21 protein-coding genes are annotated in these 21010 nt (G+C 60.3%); all 21 read right to left on the bottom strand.

Annotated elements, in window-relative coordinates; translation table 11 throughout:
• Nucleotides 1-144: 144 nt before the first annotated feature.
• The 21 genes from AC1RME_RS27095 to AC1RME_RS26995 all read right to left on the bottom strand — a co-directional run bounded on the left by AC1RME_RS27095 (nucleotide 145) and on the right by AC1RME_RS26995 (nucleotide 20844).
• Nucleotides 145-1518, bottom strand: a complete 1374-nt coding sequence (locus AC1RME_RS27095) for a flagellar hook-length control protein FliK (protein WP_096822175.1) — start codon at nucleotides 1516-1518, stop codon at nucleotides 145-147.
• A gap of 105 nt (nucleotides 1519-1623) precedes the next feature.
• On the bottom strand, nucleotides 1624-1971 hold the full coding sequence (locus tag AC1RME_RS27090; RefSeq protein ID WP_096822176.1) for an Hpt domain-containing protein: 348 nt from the start codon (nucleotides 1969-1971) through the stop codon (nucleotides 1624-1626).
• A gap of 30 nt (nucleotides 1972-2001) precedes the next feature.
• Nucleotides 2002-3705 carry an ATP-binding SpoIIE family protein phosphatase gene (locus tag AC1RME_RS27085; protein ID WP_096822177.1) on the bottom strand — a complete coding sequence of 568 codons (1704 nt, stop codon included), beginning with the start codon at nucleotides 3703-3705 and terminating at the stop codon, nucleotides 2002-2004.
• 5 nt (nucleotides 3706-3710) lie between these two features.
• Nucleotides 3711-4016, bottom strand: coding sequence for an STAS domain-containing protein (locus tag AC1RME_RS27080; protein WP_096822178.1), 306 nt, complete (start codon nucleotides 4014-4016; stop codon nucleotides 3711-3713).
• Nucleotides 4017-4117: 101 nt separating this feature from the next.
• Nucleotides 4118-4567, bottom strand: a complete 450-nt coding sequence (gene fliJ, locus AC1RME_RS27075; protein ID WP_085733745.1) for a flagellar export protein FliJ — start codon at nucleotides 4565-4567, stop codon at nucleotides 4118-4120.
• 6 nt (nucleotides 4568-4573) lie between these two features.
• Nucleotides 4574-5932, bottom strand: a complete 1359-nt coding sequence (gene fliI / locus AC1RME_RS27070; RefSeq protein WP_096822179.1) for a flagellar protein export ATPase FliI — start codon at nucleotides 5930-5932, stop codon at nucleotides 4574-4576.
• Entirely contained in the window at nucleotides 5922-6728 is an 807-nt protein-coding gene (fliH, locus tag AC1RME_RS27065) for a flagellar assembly protein FliH (protein ID WP_096822180.1), read from the bottom strand. The genes fliI and fliH overlap by 11 nt, the downstream gene beginning before the upstream one ends.
• 4 nt (nucleotides 6729-6732) lie before the next feature.
• Complete coding sequence (fliG, locus tag AC1RME_RS27060; RefSeq protein WP_007958288.1) at nucleotides 6733-7752, bottom strand: flagellar motor switch protein FliG; 1020 nt, start codon at nucleotides 7750-7752, stop codon at nucleotides 6733-6735.
• Nucleotides 7745-9532, bottom strand: a complete 1788-nt coding sequence (fliF, locus tag AC1RME_RS27055) for a flagellar basal-body MS-ring/collar protein FliF (RefSeq protein WP_096822181.1) — start codon at nucleotides 9530-9532, stop codon at nucleotides 7745-7747. The genes fliG and fliF overlap by 8 nt, the downstream gene beginning before the upstream one ends.
• A gap of 15 nt (nucleotides 9533-9547) precedes the next feature.
• Nucleotides 9548-9877 carry a flagellar hook-basal body complex protein FliE gene (gene fliE, locus AC1RME_RS27050; protein WP_096822182.1) on the bottom strand — a complete coding sequence of 110 codons (330 nt, stop codon included), beginning with the start codon at nucleotides 9875-9877 and terminating at the stop codon, nucleotides 9548-9550.
• Between the two features lie 128 nt (nucleotides 9878-10005).
• Complete coding sequence (locus tag AC1RME_RS27045; RefSeq protein WP_096822183.1) at nucleotides 10006-11397, bottom strand: sigma-54-dependent transcriptional regulator; 1392 nt, start codon at nucleotides 11395-11397, stop codon at nucleotides 10006-10008.
• A gap of 5 nt (nucleotides 11398-11402) precedes the next feature.
• Nucleotides 11403-12614 (bottom strand): sensor histidine kinase, encoded by a 1212-nt coding sequence (locus AC1RME_RS27040; protein ID WP_096822184.1) that lies wholly within the window; start codon nucleotides 12612-12614, stop codon nucleotides 11403-11405.
• A gap of 110 nt (nucleotides 12615-12724) precedes the next feature.
• A complete protein-coding gene (locus AC1RME_RS27035; protein WP_003222863.1) occupies nucleotides 12725-14200 on the bottom strand; it encodes a sigma-54 dependent transcriptional regulator in 1476 nt (491 codons plus the stop codon).
• A gap of 172 nt (nucleotides 14201-14372) precedes the next feature.
• The gene (gene fliT, locus AC1RME_RS27030; RefSeq protein WP_096822185.1) at nucleotides 14373-14669 is read right to left on the bottom strand and encodes a flagellar protein FliT; all 297 of its coding nucleotides are present in this window, start codon (nucleotides 14667-14669) and stop codon (nucleotides 14373-14375) included.
• A 10-nt stretch (nucleotides 14670-14679) separates the two neighbouring features.
• Complete coding sequence (gene fliS, locus AC1RME_RS27025; protein WP_096822186.1) at nucleotides 14680-15078, bottom strand: flagellar export chaperone FliS; 399 nt, start codon at nucleotides 15076-15078, stop codon at nucleotides 14680-14682.
• Between the two features lie 129 nt (nucleotides 15079-15207).
• A complete protein-coding gene (fliD, locus tag AC1RME_RS27020; protein ID WP_096822187.1) occupies nucleotides 15208-16668 on the bottom strand; it encodes a flagellar filament capping protein FliD in 1461 nt (486 codons plus the stop codon).
• A gap of 81 nt (nucleotides 16669-16749) precedes the next feature.
• On the bottom strand, nucleotides 16750-17106 hold the full coding sequence (locus AC1RME_RS27015) for a flagellar protein FlaG (protein WP_096822188.1): 357 nt from the start codon (nucleotides 17104-17106) through the stop codon (nucleotides 16750-16752).
• Between the two features lie 73 nt (nucleotides 17107-17179).
• Nucleotides 17180-18031: a flagellin domain-containing protein gene (locus AC1RME_RS27010; RefSeq protein WP_064594348.1), complete on the bottom strand. Its 852-nt coding sequence runs from the start codon at nucleotides 18029-18031 to the stop codon at nucleotides 17180-17182.
• 243 nt (nucleotides 18032-18274) lie between these two features.
• Nucleotides 18275-18541: a hypothetical protein gene (locus AC1RME_RS27005; RefSeq protein ID WP_096822189.1), complete on the bottom strand. Its 267-nt coding sequence runs from the start codon at nucleotides 18539-18541 to the stop codon at nucleotides 18275-18277.
• Complete coding sequence (locus AC1RME_RS27000) at nucleotides 18538-19830, bottom strand: motility associated factor glycosyltransferase family protein (protein WP_096822190.1); 1293 nt, start codon at nucleotides 19828-19830, stop codon at nucleotides 18538-18540. The genes AC1RME_RS27005 and AC1RME_RS27000 overlap by 4 nt, the downstream gene beginning before the upstream one ends.
• A gap of 87 nt (nucleotides 19831-19917) precedes the next feature.
• A complete protein-coding gene (locus tag AC1RME_RS26995) occupies nucleotides 19918-20844 on the bottom strand; it encodes a ketoacyl-ACP synthase III (RefSeq protein WP_096822191.1) in 927 nt (308 codons plus the stop codon).
• Nucleotides 20845-21010: the final 166 nt, after the last annotated feature.

Raw genomic sequence — 21010 nt, 5'->3', positions numbered from 1 at the left:
CCAATAATCCGTCACTAATCGGGTTTTCACAGTCGCACGGCAAGGCAAGAGCAAGTGTTATGCCAGAAGTGTCGGAGGGGAATGGAGAGCGGTGGCAAAACAGACGAGGGAGCGGACAGGGCCGCTCCCTCGGGGGAGGATGAATCAGGCGTAGTAGTCGACGGCGCTGCTGCCGATCACGCTAGTGGTTTGAGCGGCGGCTTCAGCCACGGCCGCAGGCGTCAACTCTTCTTCCGACGAGTCCAGGCGACCGCCGGCGGCGCTGGTGCGACCACCCTGCTGCCCCTGTTGCGCCTGTTCCTGGCCTTGCCCCTGCCAGCCACGGTTCTGGTCGGCAACGTTGACATCGACCTGCCCCATGCCTTGCTGCGTGAACATGTCACGCAGACGATGCATCTGGCCGTCGAGCGCTTCGCGAACACTCGGGTGTGCGCTCATGAAGGTCACCTGGGTCTGCTGGTCCGGCACCATGTTCACCCGAATGTCCAGACGACCCAGCTCGGCCGGCTGCAACTGGATATCGGCGGCTTTCAGGTTGTTGCTCGACAGGTACATGACGCGGTTGACCACTTCCTCGGTCCAGCCACTCTGATGCATGGCGATCGGCTGGTTCACCGGCACCGCGTTGGCGGTTTTCGGTGTGGCCGCCTGAGTCAGCGCCGCCAGACGGTTGGCGAAGTCATCCACGCGGGTATCGCTGGTGGCGGATTTCAGGTCTTTCAAACCATCGTCGATCAGACCACTGAAGGCCTTTTCCCCGCCCTGGCTGGTGCTGTCCTTGTCAGCCTGCACATCCAGCATGCTGGCCATGCCGGCGGCGAAGGTCTGAGCCGAGGTCAACTCGCCATCAGCCTGGGCCTGGGCCGGCGTCGCCTTGGGCTGCGACTGGCTGGAAGCGGAAATGTGACCGCTCTGCTCCATCGCCATACGCACGGCCGGCATCGAGTCGAGCGGATCGGCCTCGGGATCGAAATCACTGTCGGCGGCAGGCGCCGCCGTGGCGGCCGCCGGCAATGCAGCCACCGCTGGCGCCTGGGTTTCAGGCTTCACGGGTGTTTCAACGACTGGCGCCGCCACGACCGGCGGCGTGACGACCGGCTGCGCGACTTGCATCAGCGCCGGGTCCAGCGTCGGATCTACGACAGGCGTGGTGTCGGCGACCGGCGTGGTCGGTGTATCGGATGTATCGTCGCTGGCCACCGCGTCATCCGTTGCGGTCGACGACGTTTTGTCGGCGGGCAAGGCATTGCCGCTATCGGCAACGGCCGGCTCGGGGGCGGCAGACTGATCCTTGCCGCTGTCCTTCTTGCTGACGCTGCCGGTGTCCTTGTCGCGTGCAGGTTTCACCGAGTTATCGGTGGTAACGGAAGGCTTGTTCTGTCCCTGATCGGCAAACACCTGAGCGAAGCTTGAAGCCTTGTCCCCGGGGCCTGCGGCCACCACTGACGGTTTGGCAGAGGCGGCTTGCGCCTTGGCCTGGGCGGCAGTCTGAATAAGAATGTTAGGGGTAGCAGGCATGGCACGGTCTCCGCTGCACTGGGATCGTAGGTACAGTTGAACGAGATGACTGCAAGTGCCGGGCCAGTTTTGTCCGGCGCCGAATAAAAACGCCGGACGGCTGGCTCAATGGGCGGGAGAGCGCTGTCGCTCGGCTTCATAGACGGGGCGCACATCCGCAAACTCGTTATGGATGTCAGCCACCAGCTTGATGATTTCGGACGGGCTCTTGTCCCTCGCGTGCAGCTCCAGCTCCTGGCAAAGCTCGGCCAGACGGGTCGCCCCCATATTGCTGCTACTGCCTTTGAAGCTATGAGCCACCGACGACAAGGCGTCGGCATCGGCGGTCTTTTGCAATTCACGCAGGCGCGCTTCGGAATCTGCCAGGAACGTATCCAGCAACTCCGGATAGCCATCCTCCATGACTTCTTGCAACGCACTCAGTACGTCGCGATCTACACAGGCATCAGTCACTTGTTCACTCCTTGATCAAGAATGCGCGGATTATGCCAGAGCCTCCCAGAAAAACTCCACGCGAGCACTGCGACCATCGTCTGACCAGCTCGGATTCCTGCTCAGTTGCCGGATCAGGCTGACGCCACGCCCCGACAAACGGACACCGTCGAGTGGCCGCTCCATCACCCGGGCCACGTCAAAGCCTTTGCCACTGTCTTCCACCCGCACGATCAGACAACCACCCTCGCCTTCCGGGCGGACCTGCAAGTGCACGCGCACATAGCCATCCTGCAAGGCATCCAGTCGAGCATTACGCTGCTCATAATAGCGGGCAAAGCCTGAAGCATCGCGTTTGAGACTGGAGTCCAGCCCCAACACCCCGTGCTCCAGCGCATTGGAGTAAAGCTCGGCGAGCACGCTGTACAACGCCCCGCTCTGCGTGCGCAAGCCATGCACCTCAAGCAGCAATTGCAGCAGGTAGGGTAACGGATTGAAGCGTTTCAGGGTGGAACCGCGAAATTCGAAGCTCACCGACCAATCCAGCGGGCACGACTGACCGCTGTCGGAATACACCGGCGCCGACGGATTGACCTGCGCCATTTCCAGCAGGCTGACCTCGACCATGCTCACATCGTCCCGGGCTTCGCCGCGAAAATCCTGCAACGCCTGCTCGATCTCGGCAAACAGCCGATCCGGCTGGCGATTGTCGGCAAATACCCGCTGCAAGCGCTCGACGCCGAACAACTGATCATTGGCATCGCAGGTGTCGATCACGCCGTCGGACAACAGGAACACACGGTCACCCACCGCCATCGACAGCACTTCGGTTTGATCGTCGAAGGCCTGCGGGCTGAGCACACCCAGCGGCAGATGCCGCGCCGCAAGCGGCACCCGCTCGCCCGTGGCGATGCGATGCAGATAACCGTCGGGCATGCCGCCATTCCAGATTTCCACGCTGCGGCGCTGAAAACTCAGGCAGAGCAGCGTCGCGCAGCAGAACATGTCCACCGGCAGGATGCGCTTGAGCTTGGCGTTCATTTCCCGCAGGGTTTCGGCCAGGCCATAGCCCTTGGCCGTCATGCCGTAGAACACTTCCGCCAGGGGCATGGCACCGACCGCCGCCGGCAGACCGTGCCCGGTGAAATCACCGAGCAACACATGCATGTCACCGGCCGGCGTGTAGGCCGCCAGCAGCAGATCGCCGTTGAACAGTGCGTAGGGGGATTGCAGATAGCGGATGTTCGGCGCACTCAGGCAACCGGAATGCGCGACCTTGTCGAATACGGCCTTGGCGACCCGCTGCTCGTTGAGCAGGTAGTCGTGGTGCCGGGCAATCAGGTCGCGCTGCTCAAGCACCGTGGCTTGCAGGCGACGCAAGCGATCCATCGCCTTGATTTTGGCGGACAGGATCACCTGGTTGTAAGGCTTCGCCAGAAAGTCGTCACCGCCGGCCTCCAGGCATCGCACCAAGGCTTCGCTCTCGGTCAGCGACGTGAGGAAAATGATCGGCACCAGGTTTTCACCTGCCAGCACCTTGATCTGCCGCGCGGCTTCGAAGCCATCCATCACCGGCATCATGGCATCCATCAACACCAGATGCGGCTGCTGAGCAGAAAACACCGCGACCGCTTCAGCCCCATTGGTAGCCGTCAGCACGACATGCCCCTGACGACGCACGATCGTCGACAACAGCAGACGGTCGGCGGCGCTGTCTTCGGCGATCAGGATCGTCAGCGGTTCTTGCGGCTGCATGGCCGTCAACTGATGTCGAACAGTTTGTCGAAGTTGGAAATGGCGAGGATCTTGCGCACATCCGAATTGCTGTTGATCACTCGTACGTCCGAGTCGTCACCACCGGCGTGATCGCGCAGCAGAAGCAGCATTCCCAGAGCCGAACTGTCGAGATAGGTGGCATCCTTGAGATCCACCACGATGGCGTCGGGCTTTTTATTGAGTCGCTCGTAGGACTCGCGAAACTCCTGATGGCGTCCGAAATCGAACCGGCCCTTGATCGAAATCGTCAGCTTTTGCCCATCCGGAGAGACTTCTGTAACGACTGACATGTACTGGCTTCCTTGTCATTGACGAACCTGTACAAGGTTTAGCACTTGCAAGGGTAAGGGGCAAGGCAGGAAGTCGCCGGAAACTGTCAGAGATCAACCCGTCAGTAGGCATCACGGCGCGGCAGGCGTTGGGACAACTCGTCCAGCAGCTTCTGCTCACGCTTGTCTTCGGCGCGCTGGGCTTCGTCGCGGTAGCGTTGTACAAGTTTTCGCAGCCCCTCGACCCGGGCAAACGCCTGCTGCCAGGCGTCACGCGCCTTGTCCAGATTGTTCTGGTGCCATTGCAGACTTTGCCGCTGTTGATCGACCGCGGTGTCGAGTTGCGCCAGAAAGCCCTGAAAACCCAGCAGCCATTGCCCGGACACGCCCGTGCTGCCGCGCACGATCCATTGTTCGGAGTAATCCAGACGAAAGGCATGCAGGTCGGCGAGCTTGCTTTCGGCCACCTTCACCTGCCCCTGGAAATAACCCAGGCGTTGCACGGCGGTTTTCTCGGCTTTTTCGGCCATTTCCACCACCGGCGCCAGACGCGCGGCTCGGCTCAGGGCCATGGCCGGTTACCCGCCGGCCGCAGGGGCGAAAATCGTTTCGAGGTACGCCTCGCTTTCACCCAGGCTGATGCTGTCGTTCAGGCCCTGACGCAAGTATCTGACCAGTTGCGGCTGCAGATTGATGGCAAGGTCCGTCTCGCGGTCACCACCGGCAACATAGGCACCGACGCTGATCAGATCGCGACTCTGCTGATAGCGCGACCACAACTGCTTGAAGTACTGCGCACGGGTCATGTGCTCCGGCGAGACCACCGCCGGCATCACCCGGCTGATCGAAGCTTCGATATCGATGGCCGGGTAATGACCTTCTTCGGCCAGACGCCGGGACAACACGATGTGGCCGTCGAGCACGCCTCGCGCCGAGTCGGCAATCGGGTCCTGCTGATCATCGCCCTCGGACAATACGGTGTAGAAGGCAGTGATCGAACCCCCGCCCTTCTCCGCGTTACCGGCGCGCTCCACCAGTTTCGGCAGTTTGGCGAACACTGAAGGCGGATAGCCCTTGGTCGCCGGCGGCTCGCCGATGGCCAGGGCGATTTCCCGCTGGGCCTGGGCGAAACGGGTCAGGGAATCCATCAGCAACAGGACGTTCTTGCCCTTGTCGCGGAAATACTCGGCGATCCGCGTGCAGTACATCGCCGCGCGCAGACGCATCAGTGGCGCGTCGTCCGCTGGGGATGCAACCACCACCGAACGCTTGAGGCCTTCTTCACCGAGGATGTGCTCGATGAATTCTTTAACTTCTCGACCCCGCTCACCGATCAGGCCGACAACGATGATGTCGGCCTCGGTGAAGCGGGTCATCATGCCGAGCAATACCGATTTACCGACGCCGGTACCGGCGAACAGGCCCAGACGCTGGCCGCGACCGACCGTCAACAAACCGTTGATGCAACGAATGCCGACGTCCAGCGGTTCGCTGATCGGGTCACGGTTGAGCGGGTTGATGGTCGGGCCATCCATCGGCACCCAGTCTTCGGCCTTCATGCCGCCCTTGCCGTCCAGCGCACGTCCGGCGCCGTCCAGCACGCGACCGAGCATGCTCATGCCCATCGGCAAGCGACCGGTATCGGCCAGCGGCACCACACGGGCGCCCGGCGCAATACCGGCAACACTGCCAACAGGCATCAGGAAAACTTTGCTGCCAGAGAAACCCATGACTTCGGCTTCAACCTGCGACGGGTGATAGCTGTCGTCGTTGATCACCATGCAGCGGGTGCCCATGGCAGCGCGCAAACCTTCGGCCTCGAGCGTGAGGCCGACCATGCGCAGCAGGCGCCCTTCGAGAATCGGCGCACCGGGAATTTCGGCGGCTTCAGCGTAGGTGCTCAGGCGCTTGGCGAAACTGGTGCGTTCAAGGCGCATCGGGGGCGTCCGCGAGCGGCTCGTCGGTGACAGGTGCCGGCTTCGGCGCTTCCGGCAGATCCAGGCTCATGTCCGGCGCGGCCGGGTGCAGGGCTTGTTCGTGCAATTGATCGAACAGCTTGGCCATGATCTGGCTGACGCGGGTTTCGATGCTCGCATCGATCCGGCTGTGTTCGGTTTCGACCCGGCAACCGCCCGGCAGCAGCGATTCGTCCTCGACGATACGCCAGGTTTCCTCATGACGTTCGCGCAGGGCTTTGACCTGTTCGAAGTCCTGCGGATTGACGTACAGCCGCACATTGCCCACGCCCAGCGGCAACAGCTTGAGGGCGTCGCGCATGACGTGTTCGATCTGCGTCGAGTCGATGGCCAGTTCGCGCTGAATCACCTGTCTGGCGATGTGCTGCACGAGGTCGACCAGCGACTTTTCAATCTGCGTGTCTTGTTCGGCGATGGGCTCGAACAGGTTCACCATCAACTGCTCGAGGCTGTTGACCTTGGCGGTGAGAACCACTTCGGCTTCCTGACGCACCTTGAGGGTGGCGCTGTGGAAACCTTCTTTTTCGCCGATGGCGAAGCCCTCGTTGTAAGCCTCCTGACGGATGCTTTCGAGTTCTTCCAGGGTCAGTGGCTGGACTTCCTCCAGCGGCACTTCTTCCATTTCCGGTGGTTCGGGCTCCGGTTCCGGCTCGGGTTCCGGTGCCGGCGGATCGAAACTCGGGATCGCCCAGGTTTCGAAACCGCGAACGTCCCGGGCACGGATCAGGTCCGTTACATCGTCGTCGTTCTTGCCCATGGTGTTAGATCATTTCCTCGCCGCCCTTGCCACCGAGCACGATTTCTCCGGCTTCGGCCATACGGCGGGCGATGGTGAGGATTTCCTTCTGCGCGGTTTCCACGTCGCTGACGCGCACCGGGCCTTTGGCCTCGAGGTCGTCGCGCAGCAGTTCGGCAGCACGTTTGGACATGTTCTTGAAGATCTTTTCCTTGACGCCTTCATCCGAACCCTTGAGGGCCAGCACCAGCACATCGGAGGACACTTCGCGCAACAGCGCCTGGATACCGCGGTCGTCGACATCGGCCAGGTTGTTGAACACGAACATGAGGTCTTCGATCTGACCGGACAGGTCTTCGTCGACTTCGCGGATCGAGTCCATGAGCTGGCCTTCGATCGAACTGTCGAGGAAGTTCATGATGTCCGCCGCCCGCTTGATGCCACCCAGGGTGGTGCGCGAGGCATTCGAGTTGCCGGAGAACTGCTTCTCGAGGATCTGGTTCAATTCTTTCAGTGCCGCCGGCTGCACGGTGTTCAACGACGAGACGCGCAGGATGATGTCCAGACGCACCTTGTGGTCGAAGTTGCCCAGCACTTCACCGGCCTGATCCGGATCGAGGTACGCGACCACGATCGCCTGGATCTGCGGGTGTTCGTAGCGGATCACGTCGGCAACGGCGCGCGGTTCCATCCATTTCAGGCTGTCGAGGCCACTGGTGTTGCCGCCCAGCAGAATGCGGTCGATCAGGCCGTTGGCCTTGTCTTCACCCAGGGCCTGGGTGAGCATTTTGCGCACGTAGTCGTCGGAGCCGACGCCCAGGCTGGTCTGGTCGCCGACGATGTCGACGAACTCGCTCATGACCTGCTCGACCTGCTCACGGTGGACGTTGCCCATCTGGGCCATGGCCACGCCGACTCGCTGAACCTCTTTGGGGCCCATGTGGCGCAGCACTTGTGCAGCATCGGTCGAACCCAGGGACAGCAGCAGAATCGCGGCTTTATCGACCCGGGACAGTTTGGCGACGGCGGCTCGGTTATCACTCATCTGCGTTAATCCACTCTTTCACGACCTGGGCCACACGACCCGGATCTTCTGCCACCAGACTCTTGATTGCGTTCAACTGAGCGTCATAGCCTTCGCTCGGGCTCGGCAGCAGGATGCTGGTCGGGCCGCCGAGGCTGACGCGATCGTTGGACAGTTCACCGTCCAGACCGCCCATGCCACCCAGTTCCACGTCACCGCCCAGACCGGCCAGTTCCTTGCCTTTGCCGCCACCGGTGATGTTGTTGAGCACCGGACGCAGCACGCCGAACACCAGCACCAGGATGAACAACACACCCAGCACTTGTTTGACGATGTCCCAGAACCATGGCTGGGAGTAGAACGGAATGTCGGCAATCACTTCGCCGCGCTCGGCGGAGAACGGCATGTTGATCACGCTGACGCTGTCGCCACGGCTGGCGTCGAAGCCGACCGCGTCCTGCACCAGGCGAGTGAAGCGCGCCAATTCGTCGGCGCTCCACGGCGCACGGGTGGTTTCGCCGTTGGCCGGGTTGATCTTGACCTGATCGTCCACCACCACCGACACCGACAGGCGATTCAGGCGACCCTGCTGCTGCTTGGTGTGGCTGATGGAACGATCGAGTTCGAAGTTCTTGGTGGATTGTTGACGCTTGTCTGCCGGGTACGGCGCGAGCATCGGCTGGCCGGTGGCCGGGTCCATGATCTGCTGACCGTTGGCATCAACCAGTGGCTGGCCAGGTTGCACCATGCTCGTCGAGGTTGCTGCACCGCCGGTGGTTTGTGGCGCCGAGGCTGGCGACGGCGGCTGGTTGCTCAGGGCACCCGGAACGCCTTGCGGGCCATTGCTGGCAGTACGCTGTTCGTTGACCGACTGTTCGCTGCGCAGCGCCGGCTGGTCAGGGTTGAACTGCTCGGCGGTCGATTCGACGGCACTGAAGTCGACGTCGGCCGACACTTCAGCCTTGTAACGATCGTTGCCCAGTACCGGTTGCAGAATATTGTGTACACGCTGGGTGAGCATGCTTTCCATGCGGCGGCTGTAATCGAACTGCTTGCCGGCCATGGTCATTTCAGAGTTTTCCGCCTGATCCGACAGCAGGTTGCCCTTCTGGTCGACGACGGTGATCTGCGACTTGCTCAACTCAGGGACGGAAGTGGCCACCAGATTGATGATGGCGACGACCTGACCCGGCTCCAGCGAACGACCGGAGTACAGCTCGACCAGTACCGAAGCGCTTGGCTTGCGCTCGTCACGTACGAACACCGAGCTTTTCGGGATCGCCAGGTGAACGCGCGCGCCCTTGACATTGTTCAGGGCGGAGATGGTGCGAGCCAGTTCGCCTTCGAGGCCGCGACGATAACGAGTCGCTTCCATGAACTGGCTGGTGCCCAGACCCTGTTCCTTGTCGAGGATCTCAAAACCGATGTTGCCGTCGCTGGGAGTGACACCAGCGGCCGCGAGTTTCAGTCGCGCACGGGACAGGTCATCGGCCTTGACCAGCAAGGCGCCGGAATTCGGTTCAACGGTGTACGGAATATCGGCGGAGGCCAGAGTGTCCATGACCTGCTTGGCGTCCATACCGGCAAGGCTGCCGTACAGAGGCCGGTAGTCCGGCTGCTGCGACCACAGCACCACGGCAAAGCCAATCGCCACGCTCGCAGCCAGGCCGACCAACAGGCCCACCTGACGCAGCATGGTCATCTCGGAGAGGTTTTCCAGGAAGGACAGGCCGAACAGCGGCGGTTTGCCGTCTATCGGGGTGGCCTTGGCCGGAACGTTATCGGCGACTGCTTCTGCCATGACTCAATCTCGTCCTTAAACCGGCATCTGCATGATGTCTTGATAAGCCTGAACCAGTTTGTTGCGCACCTGGGTCAGAGCCTGGAACGACACGCTGGCCTTCTGCGAGGAAATCATCACGTCCGTCAAATCGACGCCGCTCTTGCCGATTTCGAACGCGTTGGCCAATTGGCTCGAAGCCTGTTGGGTATCGTTCACTTTGTTGATGGCCTGACCGAGCATGTCGGAAAAGCTGCTGCCCGCCACTTCAGGGACGGCGGCAGTCGATTTCGGCTTCGACATGGCGTCCATTTGCATGGCCTTCATGTCCGTCATCAACCGATTAATTTCAATACCTTGGCTCATGGTCTACTCTCTTGGGCGGCCCGCAATTTTTTGACACTCACTCGGCGGGTACTCAGGTGTTAGCAACAACGGTGCCAGCTCACGGGCACCGCTTCGAGAAATGCGTTTTCAAACGTTTGCGCCACCCGTCAGGTGGCGAACAGATACCCTTCGACGTCCATCCCGGCATCGCGCATTTGCGCCAGTTTGTAGCGCAACGTACGCGGGCTGATACCGAGTTTTTCGGCGGCTTCCTTGCGTCGTCCGCGCTCGGTGCGCAGGGTGTCGATGATCATCTGGAACTCACGACGACGCAGGTCATCGCCCAGCGCGCCGGCCGAATCCGCCTCGATGTCGACTTCACGAATGACTGGCGCAGTCGGTACCGCCACCGGCAACGGGGCGAACAGCGCAGGCCCGGACAGACAGAAATCCTGCGGCTGGATCAAGCCGCCCTGCTGCAGAATCAACGCCCGCTGGACCGCGTTGTCCAGCTCGCGCACGTTGCCCGGCCATGGATAACCGATCAGGCACGCCTGCGCCTCTGGCGAGAACTTCGCCATTGCATGCTTCATTTTATTGACGTGTTTGGCCAAAAGACGCTCGGCCAGCGGCAGGATATCGGCGGTCCGCTCACGCAGCGGACGCCAGGCCAGCGGAAAAACCGACAGACGATAGTAGAGGTCTTCACGGAACCGCCCCGCCGCCACTTCGCCGGCCAGATCACGGTTGGTGGTCGCGACCACACGGATATCGAGGGTGATCGGCTTGCGCGCGCCGACCCGCTCCACCTCGCGCTCTTGCAGAACGCGCAGCAGCTTGGCTTGCAGGCCCAGGGGCATTTCGGAAATTTCGTCGAGCAGAATGGTGCCGCCGTCGGCCTGCTCGAACTTGCCGGCCTGCGCCGCGATGGCGCCGGTGAACGAACCTTTCTCGTGACCGAACAATGTCGCTTCGAGCATGTTGTCCGGGATCGCCGCGCAGTTGATCGCAATGAATGGCTGACGGGCACGATGGGACTGCTGGTGAATGTAGCGCGCCAGCACTTCCTTGCCGGTGCCGGACTCGCCGGAAATCAACACGGTGGAATCACTGCGCGCCACCCGCGCTGCCAGATCCAGCAACTGCGCACTGGCCGGCTCGACCGCGATCGGCCCTTCCGCGTCGGCTGAACCGAGATTGCCCAAGGCATGGCGCGCGACCAGGTCCAGCAACGCCTTGGGCTCGAATGGCTTGACCAGATAATCCGCCGCGCCCTGACGCATGGCATCGACCGCGCGTTCGACGGCACCGTGAGCCGTCATCAGCAGCACCGGCAATTGCGGCTGGCGGGCGCGCAGCAGACCGAGCAACTGATGACCGTCCATGCCCGGCATATTGACGTCGCTGACCACCAGGCTGAACGCCTCGCACTCCACTGCCTTCAGCGCCTCCTCGGCCGAACCCACTGCGTGATAATCGTGGCCGGCCAGCAACAACGTATCGGCCAGCGCCTCGCGCAATGAACGGTCATCCTCGACCAGCAGAACCTTGATGCCCATGACCTTCACTCAGCTCCCTGTACAGCGGAAAACATCGGCAGGATCACCTGCGCGCACGTGCCGCGCCCGACCCGCGAGCGCAACTGCAATTGTCCCTGATGAGCACGGGCCACGGCCTTGACCACGGTCAGGCCCAGGCCGGTGCCGGTGACCTTGGTGGTGAAAAACGGCTCGCCCAGCCGCGCCAGCACCGCCGGTTCGATACCGCCACCGTTGTCACTGACGCACAGGCGCAGGGTGTTGTCGCGGGTGTAACAATGCACTTTCAGGCGCACGTCACCGCCACTGGCCTGAATCGCGTTTTCAATCAGATTGAGGACTGCGCCGACCAGCGTGTCGCGATTGCACAGCAACTCACCGGCATGGCTGTCGCACTGCCAGCGAATTGGCAGATCCTGCACATGGGTCAGCGCGGCGGCCTGCAACGACTGCATCAGGGCATTGGGCGTGATGCGGTCGGTCAGCGGCAATTCACCGCGAGCGAACACCAGCATGTCGCGCACCTGATGCTCCAGCTCATGCAGACGCTCTTTGAGACGCCCGGCAAAACGTTGTTGAGTGGCGACCGGCAGCGCCTGTTCGGTCAAATGACTGGCATACAGCAGCGCGGCGGAAAGCGGCGTGCGAATCTGATGAGCCAGCGAGGCGACCATGCGCCCCAACGACGACAGCCGCTCGTGGCGTGCGAGCTGATCCTGCAAGTGACGGGTTTCAGTCAGGTCGTTGAGCAGCACCAATTGCCCGGGCTCCGCATCCAGCGAGCGGGTGGCAATCGACAGGCGCCGACCGTTTCTCAGGGAGATTTCATGACCATCGTCTTCACGGGGCGCGAAGCAGCGTGCGATGACATGGCGCCACAGCTCGCCCTGGAGGGGTAAACCGAGCAGATCGATGGCAGCCGGATTGGCCTCGCACACGATGCCGTGACCGTCGATGACGATGACGCCACCGGGTAACAGATCAAGGAGATTTTGCAGACGGTTGGCCAGACGTTCTTTTTCCGCCAGCTCCTGCATGCGCTGGGCGCTGACCACGGCCAACTCGCCCTTGAGCTCGGTGACCCGCGCTTCAAGCATGCTGTAGGAATCGGTCAGCTGACTCGACATCTGGTTGAACAGCGCGAACGCCTGCTCAAGACCCTGCCGACTGGCCTGCTCTACGGACGGCAGTTGCCCCGAGGACTCGGGAACAGAAGACATCTGGGAGGCTTGGGGCATTGTGCTCTCTCGCTTGGCTGACCGTCAGTTAAACGGAACGTTGCGAGGGACGTAGCAATACCCGTGCCTAAAAAAAACTGCTTATAAATGAAGCAGTTGAAAAACAGGCGTCAATCATCCGCCTGCTCATCACCTTCACGTCGGCTCATGCCGTACTTGCGCATCTTTTCCACCAGCGTGGTGCGGCGGATGCGCAGGCGCTCAGCGGCACGGGCCACGATACCGTTGGCATCGTCCAGTGCCTGCTGGATCAGCCCCTGCTCCAGACCACCGAGGTAGTCCTTCAGATCAAGGCCTTCCGGCGGCAGCATGGCGTTGGCGGTGAAGTCCGGCGTGTGACCGTTGATTGCCACGCGCTCTTCCAGATCGCTGCGCAGGCTGTCGACCATTTGCTCGTCTTCGTCGTCGACGTAGCGGAATTTCTTCGGCAGTTCGACCACACCGATCACCCCGTACGGATGCATGATCGCCATGCGCTCCACCAGGTTGGCCAGCTCGCGAACGTTGCCCGGCCAGCCATGGCGGCACAGGGACATGATGGCGGCGGAGTTGAAACGGATCGAACCGCGCTTCTCGTGCTCCATCCGCGAAATCAGTTCGTTCATCAACAGCGGAATGTCTTCGACGCGCTCACGCAGCGGCGCCATCTCGATCGGGAACACGTTCAGGCGATAGTAGAGGTCTTCGCGGAAGGTGCCGATCTCGATCATGCTTTCGAGATTCTTGTGGGTCGCGGCGATGATGCGTACGTCGACGCTCTGGGTCTTGTTGCTGCCCACGCGCTCGAAGGTGCGCTCCTGCAGCACGCGCAGCAGCTTGACCTGCATCGGCAGCGGCATGTCGCCAATTTCATCGAGGAACAGCGTACCGCCATTGGCCAGTTCGAAGCGGCCGGCGCGGCTGGTGATTGCGCCGGTGAAGGCGCCCTTCTCGTGGCCGAACAGCTCGCTTTCCAGCAGCTCTGCCGGGATCGCCCCGCAGTTGACGGGCACGAACGGCGCGTCACGACGCTTGGAATGGTAATGCAGGTTGCGCGCAACCACTTCCTTGCCGGTGCCGGACTCGCCGAGGATCAGCACGCTGGCGTCGGTGTCGGCCACCTGCTGCATCATCTGGCGCACATGCTGGATCGCCCGGCTGGTGCCGACGAGACTGCGGAACAGGTTGGGTTCGCGATGACGGCCGCGCTCACGGGCCTGGTCGTACATTTCGCGATAGACCTGGGCACGGTGCAGGGAGTCCAGCAGTTTGCTGTAGCTCGGCGGCATTTCGAGGGTCGAAAGTACCCGGCGGCGTTGGTCTTCGGGCAAGTCCACCGAAGAATTATCGCCCATCAGCAAAACCGGAAGGAACTCATCCCAGGTTGAGAGTGTCTTTAACAGGCCCAAGAGCGCACCAGGAGCATTGACCGTCCCGATCAGTACGCAAATGACCTCACGACTAGACGACAAAGAGCCGACTGCCTGCTGCCAGTCATGGCTTCCGCAGGGTAAATTTTCTTCGCCAAGAAAATTTAAAATCACCGCCAGGTCGCGGCGGCGGACGCTATCGTCATCGATCAGCAGAATTTTGGTTTCACGCCACATGCAATAGCAACTTCCCTAGTCAACTCAATGCCCGAAACGAGGGGCAAGCGAGACGCTTGCAGGACACCTTGTGCCTGTAGACGCCTGAAATCTGAAAACAGCCACTAGTTAAGTCAAAAAACCGTGCACAGTCAAATTTATGGCGCACATGTCTGGATTAACTGAGGGTTAATTAACCAAACAGATGGTAAACCTTTGCCGCGCTCTGCGCTTGGGTGATCTGCGACATCTCGTCGACTATCGCCTGACGCTCACCCATGGCGACCTCAAGAAGCTGCTTGTAGACATGCAGCAACTCCTCAAGATTGTCACGCAGTGCCACTTCATCCAGCGAAGCTTCACTCAAGACATCTTCCATGCAGGAACGGCAATCGAGATCCAATTGACCGATGGCCTCCCAGTTGCGCTCGGCCAGGGCACCGACCAACGCCTCTCGGGTTTCTTCGATTCGCTGCAATACAAGACTCATGGTGATCTCCTTAGAACTGAGGAGCGGGCGTAGGAGCGATCGCGTCCCAGCCTTCTTTTACCGTGCTCAGCAAGCCGGCGACCTCGTCCAGAATACGCGGGTCGCTGCTGATGTTCGCCTCGGCAAGACGCTTCATCATGTAGATATACAGGCCATCCAGATCAGCCAGCGTGTCCGCGGACTTTTCCAGGTCCAGGCCCTCACGCAGACCACTGACGATCCCGATCGCCTTGCTGATCGACGTGCACTTGGCTGGAATATCCTTGCGCTCGATCGCACCCTTGGCCTGAGCGATGCGGTCCAGACCGCCTTCCATCAGCATTTGCACCAGTCGGTGAGGGCTCGCTTCGGACGTCTGAGCGTGGGCGCCAACTTTCTGGTATTGCCGAAGGGCTAACATCGGATTCATGTTCTACCTCATTTGCCACAATGACTCGTATGAACAGTGTATCGCCTGCGAGTCGAAAAACTTTAGACCATAAGACAAAAACCCGGCACACGCTCGAAAGCGTAGCCGGGTTTTTGTCGCGCTTGCATGTTACTTCGCAGATTGCTGAGCGTTCAGCGAGCTGAAGAACGAAGTAATGTTGCTCGCTGTGGCCTTCATCTGCCCTACCAGCAAGTCCATGGCGTTGTACTTGGCAGTCAACGTCTTGGTCAGGTTGGCGACCCGCAGGTCCAGTGCCAGTTGCTGGTTGGTAAGGTTCCTGGTGTTGTTGTTCAGGATCGTCATGCGCTGATCAAGCAGACCCGTAGTGGTCTTGCCATCAGCCGATGGCTTGAGATACGGATCCACCGCCTTGCTCATGCGCGTCAACAGACCATTGGTGTCGTTGGTGCCGGTGAACATGTCCTGGACCTTGCCGGTCATGCCTGGCGTGGACATGACCTTGTTGAACGCAACGGTATCGAACGTCAGGTTACCGGTGAGCTTGTCGGTCATGACCCCCATCTGCGACAGATAGGCCATCGAGGTACCGGCCGTGGCGCTCGGAGCAGTCAACTGCGCACGAATGTCGGCAATCAGCGAACGCGGCAGGGAATCACCGGTGAACGCTGCCTGAACGGTCAGCTTGCCATTTTCGTCCGGCGTTGCCTTGGACAGCGTATCGATGGTGCTCTTCAGGGTGTTGTAGGCGTCGACGAAAGACTGAACGGACGTCTGCAAACCCTTGGTGTTGGCATCAACGGTTACCGTAACCGGTGTTCCGGCCGTAGCAGGAACAGTCAGCAGGTTCATCGTCAAACCGCTGATGGCGCCAGTGACCGTGTTGCTCTTGCTGCTTACCTGAAGACCGTCGATGGTCAGCTGCGCATCCTGTGCCAGGCCATTGACCGAGCCGGAGGCACCTGGTGCCGGGGTCGCCCCCATCGGCTGGGTACCATCGATCTCAAGACCGGCAATACCGCTGACTGTCAGATCAGAACCCGCACCCGTCTTGCTCGAACTGATCACCAGACGCGAAGATCCGGAGCTGTCGGTCACGATGTTCGCGGAAATACCATTGACAGCCTGAGCCGAGTTGATTGCATCGCGAGTGCTCTGCAAAGTCGCGTTCGCCGGGATCGCGACATTGTAATCAGTGCCATTCTGACTGATTTTCAGGGTACCACTCGGAATGGCACTGGCAGCACCACCGGCAAAGGATGCACTGGCTACTTTCGAGCCTGTGGCCAGTTTCTGCACAACTACGCTGTATGTACCCGACACTGCGGTGTTATCCGAAGTCACGCCCAGAACAGTCGGAGTCGCCGACGTGGCGGTGTAACCGGAAAACGCAGGGTTGGTCTTGCTGCCCAGGTTGGCCATCGCCGTCTGGAATGTCGTCAGCGCACTCTTCAGCGTACCGATACCGGAGATCTTCAGCGTGTTGGTTTTGGTCGTGGCATCGATCTGCGTCTGCTTCGGCGACTTGTCGGCATTGACCAGCGCAGTAACGATCGCACCAATGTCCAGGCCGGAGCCCAGGCCCGTACCCGGTAAAATTGGACTTGCCATGTGCATCTCCCTTGGGGTTGTTGCCAGTCTTTTGACCCTTGTCGGCGCCTAAAGAACTTCAAACACTATTCATGCCAGCTATCAGACTTTGGCGTCGAACAACACGTGACTCGCGTTGGCGAGGCTGTCTGCCAGCTTCAGCGCTTCTGCGGAGGGGATCTGTCGTACGACCTCGCCCGTCTCGCTTGCAATCACCTTGACGATGACTTTCCCGGAATGCTCGTCAATCGAGAATTCCAGATTGCGCTTGATCGACTGTACGAACTTTTCGATCTCCTGCACCGCCAGCTTCAATTTGCTTTCATCCGTTTCCTGACTGTCTTTCACGGCAGTAACGGCGTCAGCAGCCTGCGGCTTCGCTTCCGAGGGCTTGTCAGTGACAGTATTGGCTGGCTTGGGAGCCGGATAAGTCACGTTAAGCTTTACGCTCATGTCCATGCTCATCACCTCCTAACGTGAAAAAGCGAGAGAGCACGACAAGCGCACTCCCCCGCCAAAACTCATTCCGAAATTACTGAAGCAGCTTCAGTACAGCGGAAGGCAGTTGGTTGGCTTGAGCCAGAACAGAGGTCGAAGCCTGTTGCAGGGTTTGCTGCTTGGTCAGGTTAGCAGTCTCTGCGGCGAAGTCGGTATCTTGTACGCGACCTTGTGCAGCAGTGGTGTTCTCGGTGATGTTCTGCAAGTTCTGGATGGTGCTGGTCAGACGGTTTTGCGAAGCACCCAGAGCGGCGCGAGTGGCGTTGATGTTCGCAATTGCAGCGTCGATCGCGGTGATCGCGTTGTCGATGTTCGAAGCGGCGGCAGCCGAAGTAGCACCGGTCAGAACAACAGTACCGCTACCTACCGACAGGCTGACGGCGTCGAACTTGCCGCTCAGTACCAGGTCGATGTGGTTGGCGGAGCCAGTGTTGGCGCCAACTTGCAGGGTCACAGTACCAGCCGAACCGTCCAGCAGGTTTTTGCCGTTCAGGTTGGTAGCAGCCGAGATACGGGTGATTTCGTCAGACATCTGAGCGAATTCAGCGTTGGTTGCGGTCTGGTCAGCAGTGCCGTTGGTACCGTTACGAGCTTTAACAGCCAGTTCACGCATACGCTGCAGGATGTCGGTCGAAGCTTGCAGAGCGCCTTCAGCGGTCTGAGCAACGGAGATACCGTCGTTGGCGTTCTGGATCGCCTGAGTGTTACCACGGATCTGCGAGGACATACGGGTAGCGATTTGCAGGCCAGCAGCGTCGTCTTTAGCGCTGTTGATTTTCAGGCCGGAAGACAGGCGCTGCATCGAAGTCGACAGAGCGTCGGAGGCGCGGTTCAGGTTCTTCTGAACGTTCAACGACGTGGTGTTAGTGTTTACTGTTAAAGCCATGACGAATTCCTCGTTGGTTGGGTACTGCGGCTTCCGGCCCTGGCAACCGCCGGGTATGGCCTAGAGAACCTTCGTAATAGTTATCGTCGGGTTTGCAGGTTGCTTGAGGGCTTTTTTGAAAATTTTTGCCATCACCCTGCCACCCCCCTGAAAACAAAGACTTAGCAGCACTTTACCTGCGAAAAAATGACGCCATAAAACCGTCCGCCGCGCAAACCTGCGGGCCAGCGCTGTCGGCTTTCCTCAAGCCGCAGAACTTTCCAGCAACCGGATCAACTCGTACTCCATGAAGTCGGCAAGCCCGAGCCAGTCCTGACGCTCCTGGCAATCGAGCATTTGTGTGAGCAGGTGCGCCCACGACTGCTGGATATCCGGCGAGGCGGACACCAGCAACTGCTGCGCCCCCTCGAACACATCGACCATGTCCAGCGCCGCTTCGACATCACGTCCCAGGCGAAACAGGCCTGCACACCGCCGGCATTCGTCGACACAGCCTTGCAGCGCACTCATTGCACGAACTCCTGGTTGAAGCGCGCCCCGGCAATCAACGCACCTGCGCGGCTACTGTTGAAGAACTCGACTTGGGGCTGGCTGGCGATGTAACGCTCCAGCACACACAGATAGCCGCGGAAATTGAGCTGCGTACTGACGCGCTCGCCGAAGCCGTCACGCACCCAGTGCCGTGCCTGGTTCACCGACGGCCCCAGATCACCATCACGCCAGCCGGCGTGGGTCTTGTTCATCGGAAACGCGAAGTCGGCACCGAACAGGGTGATCCGCGCCGCCCCCATCTTCACCGCCAGATCCACCGCCGGATGAATCACGCTGCCGCCCACATGCAGCAGCGCCCGTGGATGTTGCTCTCGCAATGCCGCATAGACCGGGCTGAGCGAATAGCCGCCGTAACGCTTGCCCTTCCAGGCCCTCAATACCTCAGGGTCGCTCATGGGCAGATACACGAGCGGGATGCCGTCGGATTCTTCGAAAGGCAAATGCCGAAAGCTGATGCGCTGATCGATGCTCACCACATAGTCGGGCACGATCCCGTGCTCGCGCAGCGGTCGGTAAGCGGTATCCACGCAAATGAACAGCGGGCGCTCGTCGCGCTCACGGATCGCTGCGAGTCGCTCGAAATGCTGCTCAAGCGTCGGCCCGGTGCCGATCACGTAGACTTCCCGGCCGGCACAAGTACCGAACAATTGCGCCACATCATCGTCAGCCAGCAGCACCGGCAGGCAGTCCTGCAGACGCTGCAAAATGAAGGGCGAATGCGGATCGAACTCACGATTGTTGAAACTCAGGTGCACCTCACTGACCAGCCGATCACGAATCTTCGCGTTGAAGTCATCGGCCAGCAGCATTTCAGTCGGCAAGGCAAAAAACGGCGTGCAGATGTCCGTCAGGTCTCCGGCGTACAGAAGCTCTACCCGCGCCTCTTCCAGCCACTGCCGCTGATCGATCAGTTGCAACACCAGGGCGAACAGCGCGCCATTGAGAATGTGAACATACAGTCGTTCAAGCCCGGCGCGCTCCAGCAGTACCGCCGGTAAATCCCCGAGACCGGTGCCGTAGACGTGCAGTTGCGGCTTGTCCGCCGGCAGGCTGGCGGCCTGGATCCGGGCTTCGTGGAGGCGGTCATGGCGACTGGTGAGCTGAATCCCGCCGATGCTCAGCGTCGAACCGAGCCCCTGCGTCAGCTCGGCTTCGATCGCCGAACTGTCTTCGTTCATCAACCGTGCGAACAGTGCCGGCCAGCGTCGCTCGATGACTTCAGCGTTGGCTTGGAAGAATTCGCTCATGGTGCCTCACGCTCCATTCAGGCAAAAAAAATAGCGTTCAAGGTTAACCCTTGAACGCTATTTTTGTATCCGTCGTTTTTAGCCGTTTCAAGGACGATAGATAATCGCCGAACCCCACGACAGACCGACGCCGAAACCACTGATCGCAATGCGCTGCCAGTCGGAATCCAGCACGTGTTTTTCCAGCAGCAGCGGAACGCTGGACGACACGGTGTTACCGGTCTCGACCATGTCCTTGATGAACTTCTCCGGCTCGCCTTCGAAGCGTCGTGCCACGGCATCGACAATCGCCGCGCTGCCCTGGTGAATGCAGAATGCATCGATGTCATCGGCCTTGAGGCCGGAATCGTCGAGCAACTCATGCAAGTGCGCCGGGACTTTCAGCAGCGCAAAGTTGAACACCTGACGACCGTTCATGAAGAACACGCCATCGGTGACTTTCAGGTGCGGCGCACCGGAACCGTCGGTGCCGAACTTGGCCTTGCCCAGCGCCCAGGCCGGATTTTCGCCCATCCACGTCGCGGTAGCGGCATCGCCGAACAGCATGGTGGTGTTGCGGTCTTCCGGGTCGACGATCTTCGAATACGGGTCGGCGGTGATCAGCAGGCCGTTCTTCAGGCCGGCGGCTTCCATGAAGCCCTTGATCGCGTAGATGCCATAGACGTAACCGGAGCAACCCAGGGAAATATCGAACGCGGCGACGTTGGTCGGCAGGCCGAGCTTGTCCTGGACGATCGCAGCGGTGTGCGGCAAGCCTTCTTCGTCACCATTCTGGGTGACGACGATCAGTGCATCGATGGATTCACGTTTCAGTTCAGGGTTGTTGGCAAACAGCGCATTGGCCGCTTCAACGCACAGATCGGAGGTTTCCTGTTCCGCGTCTTTACGTGGGAGGAAGGCCGAACCGATCTTGCCGAGGATGAATTCTTCATCCTTCTCGAATTTTGCACCTTGTGCGTAATTGTCCACGCCGGCTACAGGAACGTAGCTCGCAATGCTTTTTATGCCAATCATTACGGCTTCCCAATAATAAACAGCCCAATACCACCGCTCGCAAGGATTTCGAGGGGCGCCGACAAACAGAAAACGGCCGCCACAAAGGGCAGCCACGGGGAGCGCAAAGGGCTATCACTGCAACCGATAACGGGCCAGGCGCCATCTCCCCGGTCAATACAATACA

Source organism: Pseudomonas sp. GW822-FHT03F08 (assembly GCF_058801265.1).
This window is presented reverse-complemented; position numbering and strand designations above follow the sequence as displayed.